We start from the raw sequence: 20762 nt of genomic DNA, 5'->3' as shown, positions 1-20762 counted from the left end.
AATGGCCTCAATAAATATTGAGGCCATAATTTAGTTACTATCTTAATGCGACTGATGATAGTGACGTTTTAAATAATGTGCATTGGTTATTATACCGTGCACTTTATTGTTATTTAGTCATCTTTTCTATCGTCGTCGTCATCGTCGTCGTCGTCGTCATCGTCGTCGTCATCGTCGTCGTCATCGTCGTCGTCGTCATCGTCATCGTCATCGTCGTCGTCGTCGTCGTCGTCGTCATGATCATCATCGTCGTCATGATCATCATCGTCGTCGTGATCATCATCATCGTCGTGATCATCATCGTCATCAGTTTCTATTTCATCAAGGTATAGACCTTCAGATTCAGCGCTAACAATTGGTAGTACTGAATAATCATGAGATAGAATGTTATCAACAAAAATCCACTTGTTTTCTACTTCATCTGCAGTAAATGTGACATCCATAAAGCCACGATCACAAATGTTTGCCCACTTTAGATCTTTAATCAGTAATGGGAATAACTTTGCTAATTCAAGCATTAATGCTCTAGGCAACGGTAAGTAATATTCCATGCCAGGAGAACCAACAGATGACGCAGCAAATTCAACACCACAGTTTTGGGCATCTTTATTAACGAGCTCACCAGCCCATGCATTATGCGTATCGCCAGCAAAACTAACTAATGATTTACCGTAAGTATCAACTTGCTTATATACCCAATCACGATCTCGTGGGTAGCCATCCCAAGCATCTAAGTTATAAGGTGCTAGTAGACGACTTGGGTTACGTGCTGCTTCCATAACGATATTACCGTCATAGTATGAGCGAGTACGATGTGCTTCTTTTGCACCTAATAATGCAATTAGAAGGTTAAACGGCACATCCATTTTGGTCATTAATACTTGCTGACCAAGTACTGTCCAACGCGCATCGTGCTTTTCAAACTCATGTTTGATCCACTGCTTTTGTTTTTTACCTAATAGCTTTTGAGAAGGCGCATACAGATCTTTCTGGAGCTGTTTATAAGCCCCTTTAGGATCATTGGCATTGTAATTACCATATTCAAGTTGCTTGCTACGGCCTGTTACACGCGTATCAAGCATAAGTAGGTGGACAAGATCGCCCCATACAAAACTACGATAAATTTCACCGTCTGCAACCATGTTGTCACGGATTGGTAACCACTCATGGAATGCTTGAATGGCTCCTTCACGACGTGTAATGAACTCACCTTCTTGCGGCTGATGGTTTAACGCGCCATCTTTCCATGTGTTATCTGCAATTTCATGATCATCCCAGATATTGATGAAAGGTAATTGAGCATGCAATGCTTGCAGATCAGGATCTGAACGGTATTGCGAGTAACGCTTACGGTAATCGGTTAGCGTAATACACTCGTGTGCTGGTGAAGGAACACGATCAAGAGCGACAGCATTTTCACTCGCATATTCACCCATACCATATTCATAGATGTAATCACCGATATGCAATAGAGCATCATATGGATTACGTTTATGTTCGGCATTAATTTGCTTATATACGTTAAAGTAACCAGCAGGGTGGTTAGCACAAGTTGCAATCGCAAATCGTACTTCTTTAACGTTTTTATCTTTAGGCAACGTCCGCGTTTTACCAACAATAGTTTTAATTACACCAACCGAGAAGCGGTAGTAATAGATTTTATTTGCAGATAAACCTTTAGCGTCAACTTTTACAATATAATCATTTTTGCTATCAGCAATAGCAGTGCCTGATTTATAGTTTTTGGTAAAGCTTTTATTAGTCGCAACTTCCCATTTAACTGCTGCTTGCGTTAAATTTAACGATGAATCGGGAATAAAGCGTGTCCATAGGATAACAGCGTTGTGTAATGGATCACCACTTGCAACACCGTGAGTAAATTGTCCAAACATGTTACGGTTATTAAATGCAGCTTCAGTTGCATTTGGCAATTGGCCTAATGCAGATGTTGAAGCTAAGCCTGAACCAATAGTCAGGAGTTGTAAAAAATTACGTCTTTTCATTGCTATTAAATGCTTTGTTAGTATTTTTTTGCAATATATACCTTCGAGTGATTCAAGTGCACGATGTTTTTTTAGATTAATTGTAATAAAATGTGTTTTTAATGCATTTTTTTCTGGATTTATTGAATATATTCAGGTTGGTTATGGCGTTAGGTTGATAAGATGTTATGAAAATCAAATACGATAGATGATAGAAATTATTGTTGATTGTTATTATTTAATTTTTCGCTTGAGTAAGTGGCTGTAATATTGTCAATTTTAATTTTTTATTGTTCTGGCTATTTAATAACTCAATTATTTGCGTGTGCGATATAAATACTAATGTTAATTAGTTGATTAACAAGTACCAATATAATTACATGTGCTCATTAGCTTCTAATTTTTCAGTGAATATTATTTGCATTGTGAATTAATTAACGCTTGGTATTGAGCTGGACTATTTGATGCTAAATATTTGAATGATCGCTAATAGAATATAAGTTGAAAGCTTAATCGAATAGTAGAGTAATCATCACGTTGTAGAATCATACTCTATTTATTATTCTAATCACTAAATGTTAATAAGCGGCGATATTAGGATCAACACATTGAAATATTTGGCCTAAAGAGTCGTTATTTAACAGTAAATCATGACTTAATCGCGCGACTTCACCACGTGTAATCGCACCGTGAATTTCAATATGTTGTGAGATTTCACCTTGGTGCGTTGGATCACCGTCTTTAAGTCCTGCGGGGCGAAGAATGGTATAGTCTAAGCGGCTGCTTTGTAGCCATGCCTCAGCGAGTGTTTTTTCACGTAATGCGTTACCAAACACCTGTTTTGCTCGCTCTGACATAAATTGCCATGAATCCCCACATCCCAGAGAAGTGATCAGTAATAAACGTGTTAAACCGTGCTGCTCAAGGGCATCAATTAAATAGCGGTGACCAATATAATCAACGGGAGTGTCAGCTTCAAAACTACCCATTGTTGATATAGTTATCGTATTCTCTGGTAGTAGATCGATAGTGTCATTAACTTGCTGCTTAATGGTCGCATCGCAGCAAATAGATCTAATATGTTGTTGTGATATATTAGGGTTTTTGGTTGGATTTCTTGCAATGGCAATAACAGTGAAACCTTGTTGATGGAAGTAATCGACCATGACAGCTCCCAATCCGCTGCTCGCGCCCCATATGGCAATATTCATTAAAGCGACACTCCACTAGTTGATAATGATAATAGTTTTCATTCTATGGTAAAAGAGTCAGCTAAAAAAGCCCTTTAGATCAAATTCTCTTTTCGTTAAAAGTATATAAAGTTGATCTGAGAAAGATCTATTTTGTTTAGATAAAAGTGAATGGGTATAAAAAGGGCTGTGTGATAGCCCTTTGAGAAAGAAGAGTATTTTATCCTATTTCGGTGTACAAGTTCATTAAGCCACAACAATCGCAGGCCAAAATACTAAAACTTTTGCCAATGCACTATAGGTGATTTGGGTATTAAACGCGGAAAAAAGAGCAATACTCCAGTCAAACCAATAATGCTGTTAAGCGAGTAAAATCAGTTAATGGTGTCTATTGTTATCAATAGCCGTGGTATTGAGTATAATTGCGACAAAATTAAACCGTGTGCCTGTGTTAGTTCAGCATAGTGTATATAAGCAGCATTTAAAGGATCGTTATGTCTAACAAATATGAGTCAATGGTTAATGATTATTGTGTGGTTGTGAAAGCAATTGAATCTTATGTAGCGTCTAAAGTTACTGATTTTGAGTATTGGGATGCAGAAGTCACTAAATTTTTTATTGATACTGAATCTGCAAGCTATATGTACGATTATGTTGAAGCCGCGAATATGTTTGGTGTTTCAGAATTGCAGATGCAACATTTCTTAATCGTACATTGCTGTTTAGGCGATTATTTAGATGGGCTTATTGGTGATAAAGAGCCAGAGGCTTGGGATATGAAAGATCAACAATTAGTTGTGGCTTACAGTGACAGTTCAGAAGATGTATTCCAAATCGCTGATATTTGCGAGCTTATGGCTAAAACAGAAGCTGCAGGTTGGACTTTTGAAGATTTAGTAAAAGCAGAAAAAGAATTGCAACAGCAAGCCAAGCATTTAGCATAATAATGAAGAGATATGTGCCGTGATGTGGCACATATCTCCTGTCATATAAATAAGTTAGCGATGGGCACTAATAGCGATTTCGATACTGTTGTATTCGGTTTTTTGACCTAAAATCGTCAGTAGATTAGTGGTTTCAACCAAACGTCGAAATCTTGGATGCTCGATATTAACAAAGATCAATGTGATGTTGCGATGGGTCAGCTTTTGACTTAATACTTCAATTTTATCCACCGCAGTTAAATCCATATCACTGATACTACTCGCATCAATAATGATCAAACTCAGCAGTGGTCGAGTATTAGCAAGGTGCAAAATACGTTCTTCAAAATATGAAAAAGTCGTAAAATATAACGGCGCTGAAAAGTGAAGTACAGCAACATCTTCTTCAGTCGATAAATTATCTTCAGGGTTTAAACGTGAGCGGTGTCCCCAATGATCACAGTGAGGTTGACGAAATAATTCTTCACAGTTTGGACGAGTGATAATAAACACACTGTGTAGTAATGATAATAACACCCCAAACATTACCCCAATATCAATTCTAAAAGTGACTATCATTAATATGGTTGCAAGACACAGATAGAATTCTTGACGATTCTGTTGGTAAATCCGTTTAATTTCAGTCCATTTGAAAATGCTTAAGCCGACATACATTAAGATCCCCGCTAATGTTGCTTTGGGGATCAAATGAAACACATTTTGCGCATAGAGTAGCACTAAACAAATTACCGCAGCTGAAAATAATGCCGCCCATTTTGAGTGCGCACCACCTTGCTGAATTAACATACTGCGTGGCGGACTCGCATTGCCAGGAAAACCACCAATTAACCCTGATAACACCGAGCCCAAGCCGATACCTGCAAAGTCGCGATTAAAGTTAGGGGTGGTATTACGATCTTTAATCGTATTAGAAACCGCTGATGTTTGAACAATACAAATCATTGCGATCAATAACGCTAATGGAAAAATCGTTAATGCTTGTTGCCAAGGAAGGCCAATAAACGCCCAATGTAATTCAAAACCAGCTGGGTTAGATAAGGTTGGAATATGAACATTATTGGCATTTAACCCTATTTCAATTGCAATACTAACGGCTAAAGCAACCAATGCTGCTGGGAAGCGTTTATATTGGCGACTAAACCAAAAGATAAAACCAAAGACACCACCGCCAATTAAAGTGGTAATAATATTAAACTGTTTTATATTCAGCATTAAATGGTAAATAGCAGGAAACGGTGAGGCTACGTCATGCGGCAGGTCTAAAATTGCAGGTAGCTGACTTACAATGATATGAATTGAGACGCCAGCTAAAAAACCTAATGTCACTGGGTAAGACAATAAATTAGCAACCCAACCTAATTTAAATACATATACCGCGAGTAAAATCCCACCAACCAGTAATGCTAATAAAGAAGCAAGTGCCATATATTGCGCGCTGAATAACGCAGCATAACCCGCAAGACTTACAGCAAAAATAGGCGCAATAGTAGAATCTGCACCACATGATAAATAACGATTACTGCCAAAAAGGAAAAAACCAACACTGGATACAACAAAAACGTATAAACCGTAAATAACGGGAAAACCTGCTAAATGTGCTGTTGCCATTTGAGCGGGTAATGCAATGGCAGCGACGGATAATCCAGCAAAAATATCCTGACGCCATGCCACCACATTATGTACTTTACTTTGCATTTGATCGTTCGCTTAAAGATGACGCTATAAATTACGTGCATAATCGCATTCTTTATACGAATATCAAACTATTAATACATCCTCAGCGTGCTGTAATTCCTTGAATTGTGAAACGGGAATAGAAGTTCTCATAATATCAAACCCCGAAATTACTATTTTGGAATGTGTATCATCACACTAAAATCGCTATTGATTGTTTGTGAGATTGTTAATTGGTACTGATTGACGTTACAAATATTATTAACAATCGATAGCCCTAAACCATGGCGACTATCGCTTGATCTTGAACGATCATGCTGATAAAGCGGCTGAATTAATTTTTTAAGTTCAGTTTCTGAATAGCGAACCGTTGCGGTGTTAATGACTTCGATAATGAAGTTTGGTGTTGTATCGACAATGTTTATTTGAATATTGGTCGTGGGTAAACTATAAAACAGCGCATTATCAATTAAATTGGTTAGAATTGTTTTTAAGCTAAATGTATCAGCAATTATTGTTGTATTAAGCGGAATGTTGTTAGTTATTCTAGTGCTAATATCAGAGTATTTAAAGACTAATTCATGCTCAATATCATCAAATAGCACTATAAGATCTAATGGTTGTTTATATAGTTCAATTGCTGATGATGTCCGTTGAAGTAATAATAAGTTCTCGACAATTATTCGCATTCTATTTGAAATTTGTAAAATATCATCAGTAAAGGTTTCTGCTAAGCGTTGATCATTAGGAAAACGCTGGTGGACTTCTGTGAGTGTAATTAGCTCGGCGATAGGGGTTTTTATTTCGTGTGCAATATCTGATGTGATGCGTTTTTCATTTTCAATGCTATTACGATTAATGATTAGAAAATTATTTAATTCATTAATTATTAAGTCAATTTCTGAGTAATGTTTATCACCATCAAAAATAAAATGCTTATTTGAATCGTCATTATTGTTATTAAAAGTTTTAATTTGTTGGTTTAATGAGTCTAAAGGCTGTAACCCTTGGCTAACAATTTTTTTAGTCACAATTCGAATGAGGATCATTGATAGTAAAAAACTGCCAATCAGTAAAATATCTAATAGTCCTGTTATACGAGTAAGGCTTTTGGTTGAGGTTGCGACGGTAATATACATATAGTCGCTTGAGCCATCTTTGTTACGATGAACATATGACGATAAAAGCGCTTGCCCTGGTGAATTATTTGGCATGGTTACTTGAACAAGCTGATGTGAGTTAGTTGCAATTTTAGTGTGGCGCAGGTCTAGTTCAGGGTAGGGACGAAGATTGAGTGACCGTTTGATTGTTTGATTGTTTTTCCATATTTGGTAAAAATAATGGCTATTGGTGTTATCAGCAATGGGAGAGAAATCATCATGGATCAGGACTTTTATCTGCTCCATTTGCTCTTTTAGTCCAGTTTTGAATTGTTGTTGAGCCCAATCATCAATACTGGTATCAATAAATGTATACACAATGATGATAAATAATCCAAAGATTGCGGAAATTGCATTAATTAAGTTTCTTTTTATTGAGCGTGTTTTAATCATTATTAACTCTCAATATAGTAGCCAAAACCACGTTTGTTTTTAAGTGGAAAAGTCGCTGTAATTGGATGAGATTTTATCTTTTTCCGTATAGTAGAAATATGCGCTTCAATGGTGTTTTTAGAAATGTAATCAAAATTATTGGCAATATTATCGCTGATCATTGCTGTGCTCATCACTTGATTTGGATGGTTAAAGAGGTACTCAATAATTTTAAATTCATTAGGTGTCAGATTAATATTGATCGCTTCATAACGCAAACTCATGGTGTTTGAATCTAAAATAAAGCCATTAATCGTTATGGTATTGGTGAAATTATTAATAATACCGCGCCGAGAAATAGCAACAACTCTAGCGTGTAGTTCATCAAAAGAAAAAGGTTTAGTAAGGTAATCGTCTGCGCCTTGCAGCAACCCGTTTATACGGTCTTGGTGTTGACTGTTGGCTGAAAGGATAATAACCCGTGTTTGTAGCGCTGATTGCCTTAATTGTTTAAGTATTTCCATCCCGTCGATACCCGGCAACATGAGATCTAGAATGATAATATCGTAGGGGTTATTAAGTGCTAAGCTGAGTCCGTCTGTACCATTACTTGCCTCATCGGTCGTGATCCCTAAGTTATTGAACCCAACAACTAAACTACGGCGTAATGGTGAGGAATCTTCAATAATTAACAGTTTCATTATAAACTCAACACAAAAATGTATACTCATACGGAATGTATAAGTATACATTAAATCATAGTGTTACCTTAATTGTTTATGGTTTAACTCTACAGCTCGCGCTAATATCAAGTGCAGGGTTGATAACTTTAGATTGCACACCATAAAGTCCTAATAAACTATGGAACAAATTATCTTGTGATAAATGGCCAATGTTTTCTTTCGCTTTTAAACAGCTAAGATTAATGCCTTTTTGCTGCGCATATTGAGTTGGGAGCCATAATAGCCACGGCACATGTTTTTGTTCTTTTGGTGCAATAGGGTAAGGTGCACCATGAAGATAAAAGCCATTTTCACCTAGCGATTCACCATGATCAGACATGTATAACATCGCAACATTGTACTTGTTCTCGTTTTTCTTCAATAACTTAATCACTTGCTCATCGACATAGTCAGTGTAGAGAATAGTATTATCATAGACATTTTTGATTTCTTGGTCGGTGCAATTTTCAATATCGCTACGGTTACAAGAAGGCTTAAAACGATCGAATTGTTTTGGATAACGTTGGAAATATGTTGGACCATGGCTGCCAATAAGATGTAAAACTAGTAGCTTATTTTTATCATCTTTGTTTATAAAGGCTGCTGCTTTACTTAGCATTACGCCATCATAACAACTGGTACCGTCACAATATTGATTATGTTTTGACGTGTCTGTTGCAACATAAGGCATTCTTGCAGCAACACCTTTTGAGCCGCCATCGTTATCGATCCATAATACTTCAGCACCAGCGCGGTGAATAATATCAATGGCGTTATCTTGACTATAAGCACGATCTTGATTGTAGTGAGCACGGGTTAGGTTCGAGAACATACACGGTACCGATAATGCAGTGTAAGTACCGCATGATTGTACATTTTTAAATGAAATGATCCCTTCATTTTTAGTGTAAGGGTTAGTGTCGCGTTTATAACCATTATAGGCATAATCATAAGTACGTGCGGTTTCACCAAGAACCATGACAAATAATGTCGGCTTGTGGTTTTTGGTTGGTAATAGTTTGGCATCTAAGCCTTGTTTTTTGTAAGGCAGTGGTTTGTAAATAAATTCCTTATATAAATATTTACCACCGGCGTATACATGGCCAGGTATGATCATACGGTTTAAATAGTGGTTATTACGACCAACTGCGGCATAACTTTTGTAGTTCGTTAACGCGATAATAAGTAGTGCAGTCGTCGCGATACCAATAAGTATAATGCGTGCAATAATTTCTTTAATAAATGTTTCGCGTTTAGTGATTTTAATGCAAGCAATCCAAATGCTTGGGATTAAACCAAAGACGATAATGTATGTTATAGAATGTAAATTAACATACGATAATGCTTCATCTGAGCGTGTTTCGAAGATGCTTTCAATAACCGCATTGTCAAATAAAGTGTGGTAATTAACTTCAGCAAATAATGCCATTGATGATGTGATGACTAAAAAAATCATGATGGCTTTAAAAATGTATGGCCAACACAAGCAACTAAAAATAATGATAAAAGCTGCAATTAAAACAAGAGGTGCAGTATAGGGAAAAAGTGGATTTGATACCGTATGACTTAACGAAAAAATCTTTGCTATGGTCGGGAAATTAAAGCAAAAGGTGAAATAAAGCGACATCCATACAATAAAACTGGTCATCTTTAAGTGGAAAATTTTGCGCATTGTTTTCTCTGCAATTAGTCAATCAATAGTCAGATTATCTGTGATGTAACTTAAGAATCACTGAAGATATGTTTATTGCATTGAGAACTGTTGAAATTATGTTATTTATTAACAGGATAGATATATGTGACTGTACTGTTTCAAATGAAACATTTGTTATTACTTATTTGCTCGTAATGAAAATGAAAAAAATTATAATCCGCACGTTTTGGTCTAGTCAGATCATATGTTCGGAGTTAATTTTAAATGAAAAAATTTGCACTTAAAGCTGTAGCAATTGCGTTATTAACCACTTCACTAACAGGCTGTATTGGTCAAATGGGTGTATCTAAAGTGGTGACTAAAGCAAATTTGTCAGCTGTCGATAACCGCTATGGTCGTGCAGGATTGTATGTGTTATTGAGCCCTGTATATGGCATTGCTGCAACCGCAGATTTATTTATCTTCAATTCAATTGAGTTCTGGACAGGGAAAAATCCAATTACTGGTAAGTCACCAGCAGTTGCAGACATGAAGTTAAACACATATTTGAAGATCAACAATATGTTGGATCGTTCTTTAACGACAGTACCATTAGCAAGTGTACAGAATAGTGATATTAAAGCGGCAGCATTTAAGCAGCTTGATGACAATACGTTAGAAATGAAAGTATCTCACCATAATGGTACGACAACATTGCTGCGTGGAGAGAAAGCAGGCGATGCTGTGAATTTTTACCTAGATGGTGAGTTTATTACCGCTGTTACTGTTGCTGACCTTGACCAATATGCAGATCTGCAAGCATAAACAAATAAGCTAGCAAAGTTATTTGTAACTGTTGTTCCAATCTATATATTTTAAAACCGTATATCTTATAAGGTATACGGTTTTTTTTCGTATAAACAATGCGTTACTTTTTTCTGATTGAAAATATTATTTTATTAAGCTCGGGCCGGCTGTTTTTGGTTACTAATTGTCAAAAGAGCTATATTAAGTTAAAAAAATTGTCGATATAGTAGATAGCAAGTCAAGGGAATGAAATCAAAAACTCGGCTACATATTGAAAACTTTAATTTTTTTGTTTTGATTAATTAGTACTACTCTAGTTTAAATGAGTATGTAGAATTAACTAAAATCGCAGAGGGACAATTTATGACTACATTTAACACACAACAACTAGAAAAAATGCGCACTCAAGAAGGTTTTATTGCTGCACTAGATCAAAGTGGTGGTAGTACTCCCAAAGCTTTAAAAGCTTATGGCATTGAAGAAAGTGCCTATAGTAATGATAAACAAATGTTTGATTTAGTACATGCGATGCGTTCTCGTATTATTACTAGCCCTGCGTTTAGTGGTGAGAAAGTTATTGGTGCAATCTTATTTGAAAACACACTCGATCGTGAAATTGAAGGTAAACCGTCTTCACTTTACCTTTGGGAAGATAAAGGGGTATTACCTTTCCTTAAAGTAGACCAAGGGCTTGAAGACAAAGCTAATGGTGTTCAGCTTATGAAACCAATTGTTGGTCTTGAAGCACTTGTCGCAAAAGCAAAAAGCAAAGATGTATTTGGTACTAAGATGCGTTCTGTTATTTGGGATGCTAATGAAGCAGGCATTAAGGCTGTTGTAGCTCAGCAAATTGAAGTTGCTAAAACAATTATAGCTGGTGGCCTAGTACCTATTATTGAGCCTGAAGTTAGCATTGATAGTCCTGAAAAAGCGCAAGCAGAACAGATTCTAAATCGTGAACTATCGGCACAACTTGATCAACTTAATGACGATCAACTTGTTATGCTTAAACTCACATTACCGGAACAAGCTAATTTATACAGTGGCTTAATCGCTCATAAAAACGTGGTTAAAGTGGTTGCACTGTCAGGTGGGTTTCCACTCATGCAGGCGTGTGAAAAACTAGCTGCAAATAATGGCATTATTGCAAGTTTCTCTCGCGTATTAACTGATGATTTATTTGCTGATCAAGCACAAGCTGATTTTGACGCAGCATTAGCAAAAACTATTGAACCTATTTATCAAGCATCGCGCTCATAAATACCGTGATTTAATATATTAGGTTGATACATAAAATAAAAACATTGATGTAGGATATAATATGCATGCTTTATTAAGTTTGCATGTTATGTCTTACATCTTTTTCTATAATGGTATTATTTTAAATATTGCTGTAAATTATATTTATAATTCACTTAATATGAGATAAATGAAACAAAATATATTTCAAATAATGATATGATCTATAAAGCAGCTATGCTGGGGAATTGTAGTAATCATAGGAGTTGTTTTGAGTTTTTTAAGAAAGTTATTTCTAAGTCATTGGAGTACTGAATTTCGGTGCGTAAGACCGGCGATTACGATTCAAAATGATCACCTAAAAGCCGTTTGGAACGATGAGAAAGAGAATACCTTTGGTATTGAACGTTTATTTAAATTATTTTTGGTATTATCTTCTTATGTATTTCCTGGTTTATATCTCCGTCATATTTCAGGAAAGTTTGGCTTATTACCGCGAAAAATTTGTTCTGAAATCTATGTTATATTTAAATTAATCACACCAATAATAATATTTAGATGTAACTTGGAAGATTCAACCTTTGCAATTGTCCTTATTAGTTATCTTCTACTTGAAACATTACTATATTTACTGGGTGTGATATTTCTTTCTGACATTTATAGTCCACCGATATCTAAGAAACGATCTTATTTAATGCTTGTTATTAATTATATTGAAGTGTGTTTAGGCTTTGCTGTGTTATATAAAGCAACGGGTGGTGTTAGTGAGTTAGTATCTAATTTTGATGCAATTTATTTTAGTTTTATAACCGCTACAACAATTGGTTATGGTCATATGGCACCAATAGGTCATGATGCTAAGGCATTGGCTATTATTCATTCTATGTATAATTTTATTTTTATTGGGCTTATTTTAAGTAATTTTGCTTTTAATATTACCTATAAAGATGGCACTTACCGAGTAAAATCAACACAAGATAAAGCACAAAAGGTCGATATAGATAAGCAATAAGTCTAGCCCTCAAGATTATTTTATATAACTAATGAGGGCTAATACTGCTGTTTTTTTATTAAAATCTACACCATTAGATTAGGGAAGGGTGATTTTTTGTTCTGTCGTTGTACTAGAGCTGCAACCAAGCGAGTCCTCCTTCCTTGGGCATTTACCACCAAATCGATGTACCGTTGTTGCTATTGTCATCGTGTGGTCGGCTGTATTTATTTTTTTTATGGCATAGCTTGTATCTGTGTGTTCTTTGGTCATTAAGACTTCGTCGGTATTGATATTTTTAATCACTAATTTACCGTTATTTGAACCACCGCCAGGTTGTGGGTAATTAGGCAGTAATGAAGAATTTTCTAAATAAGCCACTCGAGTATTATTGGCATAAAAATGAGCATTAGCTGGCGCTAGGTAATGCTGGGTTGACGTTGAAAGTTGTTGTTGGTCATTATGAATAATAACATCATAACCATAGTTAATATTGCCACCACCTGCACCGGGTGGGCCCATCATGGCTTTTAATATCAGGTTTTTACCATTAGGACTAAACTTATAAGGTACAAAAATCGCACCGCTATTGCCTGTTCTATGGGTTGTTGCTAACGTACCAACTACATAAGGATGTTGATTATTAGCATCAGAAGCGACAACTTTTAACTGCCAGTTATTACAGCGGTTATTTTTTAATGTGCTACATCCTGCAAAGGTACGAATTACAGTGTCACATTGTGGATTGACTAAAGATTTTACATAAAGATATTGGCTTGGAATTAATTGTTTTATATTTTTAGGCGGTGTGCGAGAAATATTCGAACACTGCTTATGGTTGTTTTTTATGGTATTAGCATATTGACGTAGAGAACGATTTAATCGACGCCACTTTTTACTGACGGTTTTTAGTGCCGCTGACTCATGTTTAAGTTCGTAAAGCTGACGTTTTAAGTTAAGACGAATACAGCCTTCCATATATTCTTGTCTTGTGCATTGTTTTTCAATTTGCTCGCGCCATTGCTGTTGGGTATTTGAGATAACTACCTGATCTACCGCACTATGGGCTTTTTTTAATTGTTGATATTGTTGCTCAAGTTGATGGTTGATCTTGGTTAATTCAGATGAAGCACAGATAGCTTTATCTATCACTGTACTTAATTGACTGCACTTTTCTGATGTAGCATTAGCATTAGCATTAGCATTAGCATTAGTAGTTATTATTAATGAGCCTAAAAGGATAATCAGGGAGAATGAACGATAATATAATGGCATGATAATGTCCTTAATATTTATAAGTGGTGTTATTAGCGTTATCTTGCCGTATTGATAAAAATAATCGGTGAATATTAGAACTGATAACTTTATTTATAGATTGTGAATCTTATATATGATTGATTGATAGTAGTACATCAACGAATAAAATAGCAAACCTTGTCTATTGGTTTGTTATAGCATAAAAAAACGCCAATCATGATTATCGGCGTTTTAGTAAAAAAGGTGTGTAAACGCGTTAATTAATGTGTTTTGCGTGGACCTTTACTGACTAATTCTTTACCGTTCTCAAACACATCATTGCTAACCCAGCGTCCATAAATCAGTTGCTGCTTATCGTTAAAAACGGCAACAAAATGACGACCATCAGCATTGTTCGTTGCCATGCCTACACCTTCCACACTTTGTAGCCCAAGGCCACCATTTTCAACGGAAAGTAGAAAAGCTTCTAGTTCTTCAAGGCTATCGATAACACTTAATTCATTATTAATCATTGCTGTACTCTTTGAGTGATGACTTGGTGCGACTGTCTATTTTAAGGAATATTTGTAAATTACACTAGCCTAATTGCTGAGATAAAATTAATGCAGCAATAATAAATCCATCTTGGCGTTGGTTATTACCGCCGATATAAGCATCAGCAATAGAAGAAGTGTTGCTCGATAACCATAAAGTACCATTTGATTTAATAATCGCATTGGCGACAGTACTATGATTATCTTGTAGCCAAATCTGATGATTATTTTTTAATATTGCAAAAGGCGGCTGGTCGCTTATTTCATTGATCCATATCTTATTGTTTTTAATTACAATAATAGCCTGATTGTTAGTTAAGGCCTGAGTAATTTTCGTTTGATCCATGTGATGCAAGATAATGAAATTAGGTGTTTGAGTGCGATTATTGGCTAACCATATTTGGTTATTTTTTATCACCGCATTGGGAGTGATATTTTCATGGTTGCTATTTAGCCAGATATTCGTGTCTGCAAAGGCAGTGCTAGAAAATAGCAGCAACGTCAGAATTGTAATGTATATCTTTTTCATGGGGCGATCACTCTTATAGAAAGTATAGAGAATATACAGTATTAGCAGCGGCTTGTGATCGACGATGAGGAATAACCAATAACTTTTGGTTGCTAGTTTGATGCCTCTATTCGTGCTATACAATGAATATTCAATAACATACGGTGAAACATTAAGGGAGTGACATGTCTAGCCAGAATATTAATACTCAATTGGTTACTGCTGGACGATCAAAGAAATTTGGTCAAGGGGCTGTAAATAGTGTTATTCAACGAGCATCGTCATTAGTGTTCGATTCAGTTGCAGATAAAAAACAAGCCACAGCTAATCGTGCTAATGGTGAATTGTTTTATGGTCGTCGCGGAACCCTAACCCATTTTTCACTTCAACAAGCGATGGTTGAAATCGAGGGCGGGGCAGGATGTTATCTCTATCCTTGTGGTGCTGCTGCAGTTGCGAATACTATTTTAGCGTTTGTGGCTGCAGGTGATCACCTTCTAATGACGGGGGCTGCCTATGAACCAACTCAAGACTTTTGCAATGTAGTGTTAAAAGGGCTTAATGTCGAAACGACGTATTATGATCCATCAGTTGGTGCTGATATTGCGGATAACATTCAATCCAATACTAAAGTCGTGTTTTTAGAATCTCCCAGTTCAATCACTATGGAAGTACAAGACATACCTGCCATTGTAAAAGCTGTTCGAGCTATAAATCCTGAAATTGTGATCATTGTAGATAATACATGGGCTGCGGGGGTGTTATTTAAAGCGTTAGATCATGGTGTTGATATTTCGGTTCAAGCGGGAACTAAATATATCGTTGGTCATTCAGATGCAATGTTAGGTACTGCTGTTGCCAATAGCCGTTGTTGGGATCAGTTGCGTGAGCGGTCTTATTTAATGGGACAAATGGTTGATGCAGATACTGCCTACGTTGCAGCCCGCGGTCTACGGACGATGGGTGTACGCTTAAAACAACATCATGAAAGTAGTATCAAGATTGCTGAATGGTTAGCGCAGCACCCACAAGTTGAACGTGTCAATCATCCTGCTTTACCTAGTTGTAAAGGGCATGAGTTTTTTATGCGTGATTTTAGTGGTAGCTGTGGATTGTTTTCATTCGTGCTTAAAAAGCGTCTTGATAGTCAACAGATTGCCAATTTCCTTGATAATTTTACCCATTTTAGTATGGCGTATTCATGGGGAGGGTATGAGTCGCTGATTTTAACCAACCAACCTGAAGAGCTTAACCGTATTCGTCCTGCTGGTAAGGTTGATTTTAACGGTACATTAGTAAGAGTCCATATCGGTTTAGAAGACTGTGATGATTTGCTAGATGATCTCGTCAAAGGCCTAGAGCGTATCGCTTAATCCTATTAACGTCTTAGCACCTACATGCTAAGACGTTTCATTGATTGGTTTTAGCTATTGCAATAATAGCTGTAAATATTTTTTTACAATCAGTGGGTTTGATTATGATTCATAATAATAAAAACCAATAAAATCAATAATTTAAAATAAGACATTAAAGGTGTGATTAAATTTTAGGCATTATTTTGTCTGTATTTGATTGTTTAATGTCTTATTTTATTTTTTCAGACGCTATTGTCATCAAAAAGTAGGAGTGATATCTTTATTGGCATAGACAAGAATGATTATCAATAAGATTTCGGTGTTTGATAAATATGCCAACGACAACGATATTTTTATTGAAGTATATAAATGATTAAAACTAATAAATAACCATTTTATTTTTATTATTGAGTTTTAAAGCTTAATGGCTTATTAAATTTAAGTGATTATTAATAAGTTTATTATGAGTAGGTTTATATATTTCCATGAAAATAATTAGCACCGTGATTAATACTAATAAGAATATAGAGGTTGCTATGAAAACGACTCGCATTGTTTTAATTCGTCATGGTCAAAGCCAGTGGAATAAAGAAAACCGTTTTACTGGTTGGGCCAATGTACCATTAACTGAACAAGGTAAATCAGAAGCACAGTCAGCAGGTCAAAAATTAAAAGAAAATAATTTCAAATTTGATTTTTGTTATACATCAATGTTGAATCGTGCCATTAATACTTTATCTATCGTACTTGAAGAACTTGATTTACTCTGGTTACCGGTTGATCATTGCTGGCAGTTAAATGAACGCCATTATGGTAACTTACAAGGCTTAAATAAAGCAGAAACAGCAGAAAAGTTTGGTGATGAGCAAGTGTTCATCTGGCGTAGAAGCTATGATACACCGCCACCAGCGATTGATAAAGCAAGCCCTTATTACCCTGGTAATGATCCACGTTACGCTGATTTAACCGTTGATGAACTACCTGTTGGTGAGTCATTAAAAGATACTTATGAGCGTGTCATTCCATTTTGGAACGATGTTATTGTACCTAAAATCAATAGTGGTGCTGATATTCTTATTGCGGCACATGGTAATAGTTTACGTGCCTTAATGAAACATCTCAGTGATATTGCTGATGATGAGATAACTCAGGTGGAGATTCCTACTGGAGTACCGCTAGTCTATGAATTAGACAGCAATTTGAAAGCAATCAAATATTATTATTTATAAGAGTATATAAGTACTTAACGAGTTAATGTCAAAGATAAAACCTCACTTATCAGCATAAGTGAGGTTTTTTTGTATATATTCAAAACGAATATTCATGATGAGCAACTGATTTCAAGATGTTTACCCCAATGCGGTGGTAATTGTGCTAGCTTTTCTGCATCTTCATGTTCATCAAAAGGGTGTGCTAGAACAGTGATTAATTGATCTATAAGCTGATAATTTCCTTGTTCAGCTTCTTCAATAGCTTGCTGGGCAAGATAATTACGGAGAATATATTTCGGGTTATGCTGTCGCATGATTGTTAAACGCTGGCGAGTATCTGGCTCAAGTTGTAACCGTTGTTGGTAGCAAGCTAACCATGTTTTTAGTGCTAAAGTGCATTGGAACAGTGCGTTAAAGTGATGTTCACCGTGTGGAAGTTCATCAATGCTAACTTGGGATAATGTTCTAAAGAATAGTGTGTAATCAACTTGATACTGTTTTAATAATTGAAATAGACCTGAAAATAATCGAGTATCTGTCTCATCTGTAATGGTTAACCCTAATTTTTGACGCATGTTATGGCTATATTGCTGTTGTAATTGATGTTGGTAATGTTCTAAGCCATCATCAATCTCTGTTTTATCGAGTAATGGTGTAAAAGCGTAACCGAGAGCAGATAAGTTCCACAACCCGATAGAGGGTTGTTGATCAAAGGCATAACGACCTGAGTAATCGGAATGATTACAAATATAACTCGGCTCATAATCATCAATAAACCCAAACGGGCCATAATCAAACGTTAGCCCTAAAATCGACATGTTGTCAGTATTCATCACGCCATGTGCAAACCCCACCGCTTGCCAAGCAGCTATCATGGTTGCAGTACGTTGACATATTTGCTTAAACAGTGAGGCATAAGGAGAAGGAGCTGAGGCCAATTCTGGAAAATGATGTTCAATAACATAGTCAGCGAGCTGTTGTAATTCTTGATGTTGACCGGTGTAAAAAAGATACTCAAAATGACCAAAACGAAGATGACTTTCAGCAACACGAACAAGGGTTGCTGCGGTTTCAAGGTTTTCTCGTATCACTGATGTTTGGCTACTAATGATTGCTAATGCGTGAGTTGTTGGTATGCCAAGTCCTGCCATGGCTGCACTTGCAAGGTATTCACGAACAGAGGATCGTAAAACGGCACGTCCATCACCCATTCTAGAATAAGGCGTTTTACCGGAGCCTTTTAAGTGTAAGTCCCATTTTTTACCCGCACTGGTAACGACTTCTCCGAGTAATAGCCCTCTGCCGTCCCCTAGGTCTGGATTATATTGTCCAAATTGATGACCACTATATTTCATCGCCAATGGAGACATGTCAGCTAATATTGTGTTACCACTGAAGATATCGATAAAACGTGTATCGAGTGCAACTACGGGATCTAGCTCAATTTTTTCAGCGATAAGTGGATTAAAATGCACCAGAGAAGGGTGTTTTAAAGGTTGCGGCATTATAGGCGTGCCGAGTGATGCAGCAAGCTCGCTATAGCTATTAGCAAACTTCAGTGTCGAAAGTGTTTTCATGGCGATACCTATGGTAAAAGAAAGGAAACCATTTAAGCTTATCGAGTTACGGTAAATAAACAAGGGATGAAAAGTAGGGGTATTGGCTATCAATGATCCTTTAGCAACTGTTAGGTCGTGAGTGAGAAAAAAGCGGAATTAATGCAAAAAATAAAATATCGCTTATTCATAAACTATTCATTGATGATGATTTATAACTAAAGATAAATATCAATAGAGATTAAAATATAGGATATTATTTAATCTAATTAGTTTCTATTTTATTTATAAATAACCTTTTTCTGTAAATTTAGTTTTAAAATATGCGCGAAATAATTGGTTAAATCTTATTTTTCAACAATTAACATTGTCGTTTTCCTTATTTAGAGTCAATTTGTCATACATATTGGTCATATAAGGAATGATAACGATGACAAATGAAGTTTTTTTCCAAAATCTATTATCTCATGCAGATGTAATTATAAATGGTTCTCGACCTTGGGATATTAAAGTCCACGATGAACGTTTATATGATCGAGTATTAAGCGAGGGTTCATTAGGCTTTGGTGAAAGTTATATGGATGGCTGGTGGAGCTGTGATGCCATTGATGAAATGATCAACCGCGTATTACATGCTCGTATCGATGAAAAGCTTGATTTATCCTCTAAGCTTGCCATTGGTTTAAAAATTGGCGCATCAAAAGTAAAACATCTTTTTAACCGTCAAAGTATTGATCGAGTAACGAAAGATGTGCCTTTTCATTATGATTTAGGTAATGATTTATTTGAGTCTATGCTTGATAAGCGCATGACATATACTTGTGGATATTGGAAAAATGCGACAGATTTAGACTCCGCTCAAGAAGCTAAGCTTGATTTAGTTTGCCGTAAAATGGGGCTAAAACCAGGTATGCGCTTGTTGGATATTGGCTGTGGTTGGGGCAGTTTTATGAATTATGCGGCAGAGCATTATGGCGTAATTTGTGATGGTTTAACCCTTTCTAAAGAACAAGCAGCTTTAGGGCAACAACGCGCAGATGATCTCAATCTTCCAGTGAAATTCATTTTACAAGATTATCGCTTACATAAACCAGAACAGCCTTATGATCGGGTGGTATCTATCGGTATGATGGAGCATGTGGGTCCTGAGAATTATGAAGATTATTTTAAAGCAGCCTACCGTTATCTTGCTGATGACGGCATATTCTTATTGCATACCATTGGTAGCCCACACTCTAAAACAGAAACAGATGCCTGGATTAACAAATATATCTTCCCTAATGGTGTGGTGCCGTCAATGACACAAATTGGCGCGGCTACTGAAGATTATTTTAATATTGAAGATGTTCAAAATATCGGCCCTGATTATGATAAAACCTTAGTTGCATGGAACGAGAAATTTGAAAAAAACTGGCCGCAAATATCAGAACATTATGGTGAGAAATTTTATCGTATGTGGCGTTATTATTTATTGTCATGCGCCGGTGCATTTCGTTGTCGCGATTTAAACGTATGGCAATTTGGTTTAACCAAGAAAGGGGCTGAGTTGCCTTTATGTGTACGTTCTAACTAACATTACTCGATTAAACAATTGGTTTAAAATAACAATGCCCTTGTAATGAGGGCAT

At 36.2% G+C, this 20762-nt stretch carries 17 protein-coding genes; 7 read left to right on the top strand and 10 right to left on the bottom strand.

Going from position 1 to position 20762, the window contains the following annotated elements:
* Positions 1-113: 113 nt before the first annotated feature.
* Both G6R09_RS17700 and G6R09_RS17695 read right to left on the bottom strand, forming a co-directional pair.
* Positions 114-2003 (bottom strand): alkaline phosphatase, encoded by a 1890-nt coding sequence (locus G6R09_RS17700; protein WP_205523003.1) that lies wholly within the window; start codon positions 2001-2003, stop codon positions 114-116.
* Between the two features lie 557 nt (positions 2004-2560).
* Entirely contained in the window at positions 2561-3193 is a 633-nt protein-coding gene (locus G6R09_RS17695; protein WP_163923794.1) for an NAD(P)H-binding protein, read from the bottom strand.
* Positions 3194-3666: 473 nt separating this feature from the next.
* On the opposite strand from G6R09_RS17695, the gene G6R09_RS17690 reads away from it, so the two are divergent.
* Positions 3667-4116: a hypothetical protein gene (locus G6R09_RS17690; protein WP_163923791.1), complete on the top strand. Its 450-nt coding sequence runs from the start codon at positions 3667-3669 to the stop codon at positions 4114-4116.
* Positions 4117-4170: 54 nt separating this feature from the next.
* Here G6R09_RS17690 and G6R09_RS17685 read toward each other — a convergent pair whose 3' ends face one another.
* From G6R09_RS17685 to G6R09_RS17670, 4 genes are all read right to left on the bottom strand, one after another.
* Positions 4171-5811: a SulP family inorganic anion transporter gene (locus G6R09_RS17685; protein ID WP_163923788.1), complete on the bottom strand. Its 1641-nt coding sequence runs from the start codon at positions 5809-5811 to the stop codon at positions 4171-4173.
* A gap of 152 nt (positions 5812-5963) precedes the next feature.
* Positions 5964-7343, bottom strand: coding sequence for a HAMP domain-containing sensor histidine kinase (locus tag G6R09_RS17680; protein ID WP_065176403.1), 1380 nt, complete (start codon positions 7341-7343; stop codon positions 5964-5966).
* Between the two features lie 2 nt (positions 7344-7345).
* On the bottom strand, positions 7346-8023 hold the full coding sequence (locus tag G6R09_RS17675; RefSeq protein ID WP_065168936.1) for a response regulator transcription factor: 678 nt from the start codon (positions 8021-8023) through the stop codon (positions 7346-7348).
* Between the two features lie 76 nt (positions 8024-8099).
* Positions 8100-9692, bottom strand: a complete 1593-nt coding sequence (locus G6R09_RS17670; protein WP_065176411.1) for a phosphoethanolamine transferase — start codon at positions 9690-9692, stop codon at positions 8100-8102.
* A 270-nt stretch (positions 9693-9962) separates the two neighbouring features.
* Here G6R09_RS17670 and G6R09_RS17665 point away from each other — a divergent pair, with 270 nt between their 5' ends.
* From G6R09_RS17665 to G6R09_RS17655, 3 genes are all read left to right on the top strand, one after another.
* Positions 9963-10502 (top strand): DUF3332 domain-containing protein, encoded by a 540-nt coding sequence (locus tag G6R09_RS17665; RefSeq protein ID WP_163923785.1) that lies wholly within the window; start codon positions 9963-9965, stop codon positions 10500-10502.
* 345 nt (positions 10503-10847) lie between these two features.
* Entirely contained in the window at positions 10848-11744 is an 897-nt protein-coding gene (locus tag G6R09_RS17660; protein ID WP_065168934.1) for a fructose bisphosphate aldolase, read from the top strand.
* Between the two features lie 250 nt (positions 11745-11994).
* A complete protein-coding gene (locus G6R09_RS17655; RefSeq protein WP_065168933.1) occupies positions 11995-12735 on the top strand; it encodes a potassium channel family protein in 741 nt (246 codons plus the stop codon).
* A 78-nt stretch (positions 12736-12813) separates the two neighbouring features.
* On the opposite strand, the gene G6R09_RS17650 is transcribed toward G6R09_RS17655, so the two are convergent.
* The 3 genes from G6R09_RS17650 to G6R09_RS17640 form a co-directional block, all read right to left on the bottom strand.
* A complete protein-coding gene (locus tag G6R09_RS17650) occupies positions 12814-13989 on the bottom strand; it encodes a lysozyme inhibitor LprI family protein (RefSeq protein WP_163923783.1) in 1176 nt (391 codons plus the stop codon).
* Between the two features lie 242 nt (positions 13990-14231).
* On the bottom strand, positions 14232-14480 hold the full coding sequence (locus G6R09_RS17645; RefSeq protein WP_065168953.1) for a hypothetical protein: 249 nt from the start codon (positions 14478-14480) through the stop codon (positions 14232-14234).
* Positions 14481-14547: 67 nt separating this feature from the next.
* Positions 14548-15033 (bottom strand): hypothetical protein, encoded by a 486-nt coding sequence (locus G6R09_RS17640; protein WP_065168931.1) that lies wholly within the window; start codon positions 15031-15033, stop codon positions 14548-14550.
* Positions 15034-15197: 164 nt separating this feature from the next.
* On the opposite strand from G6R09_RS17640, the gene metC reads away from it, so the two are divergent.
* Positions 15198-16385, top strand: a complete 1188-nt coding sequence (metC, locus tag G6R09_RS17635; protein ID WP_163923780.1) for a cystathionine beta-lyase — start codon at positions 15198-15200, stop codon at positions 16383-16385.
* 518 nt (positions 16386-16903) lie between these two features.
* On the top strand, positions 16904-17596 hold the full coding sequence (gene gpmA / locus G6R09_RS17630) for a 2,3-diphosphoglycerate-dependent phosphoglycerate mutase (RefSeq protein ID WP_163923777.1): 693 nt from the start codon (positions 16904-16906) through the stop codon (positions 17594-17596).
* Positions 17597-17688: 92 nt separating this feature from the next.
* Here gpmA and G6R09_RS17625 read toward each other — a convergent pair whose 3' ends face one another.
* On the bottom strand, positions 17689-19155 hold the full coding sequence (locus tag G6R09_RS17625) for a YdiU family protein (protein ID WP_163923774.1): 1467 nt from the start codon (positions 19153-19155) through the stop codon (positions 17689-17691).
* A 409-nt stretch (positions 19156-19564) separates the two neighbouring features.
* Between G6R09_RS17625 and cfa the strand changes: the two genes are divergently transcribed.
* Positions 19565-20707, top strand: a complete 1143-nt coding sequence (gene cfa / locus G6R09_RS17620) for a cyclopropane fatty acyl phospholipid synthase (protein WP_065168928.1) — start codon at positions 19565-19567, stop codon at positions 20705-20707.
* Positions 20708-20762: the final 55 nt, after the last annotated feature.

It is taken from the genome of Photobacterium sp. Alg240-V54, assembly GCF_900537155.1.
GTDB lineage: Bacteria > Pseudomonadota > Gammaproteobacteria > Enterobacterales > Vibrionaceae > Photobacterium.
The sequence above is the reverse complement of the archived record's forward strand: the minus strand, read 5'-3'. Positions and strand labels throughout refer to the sequence as shown.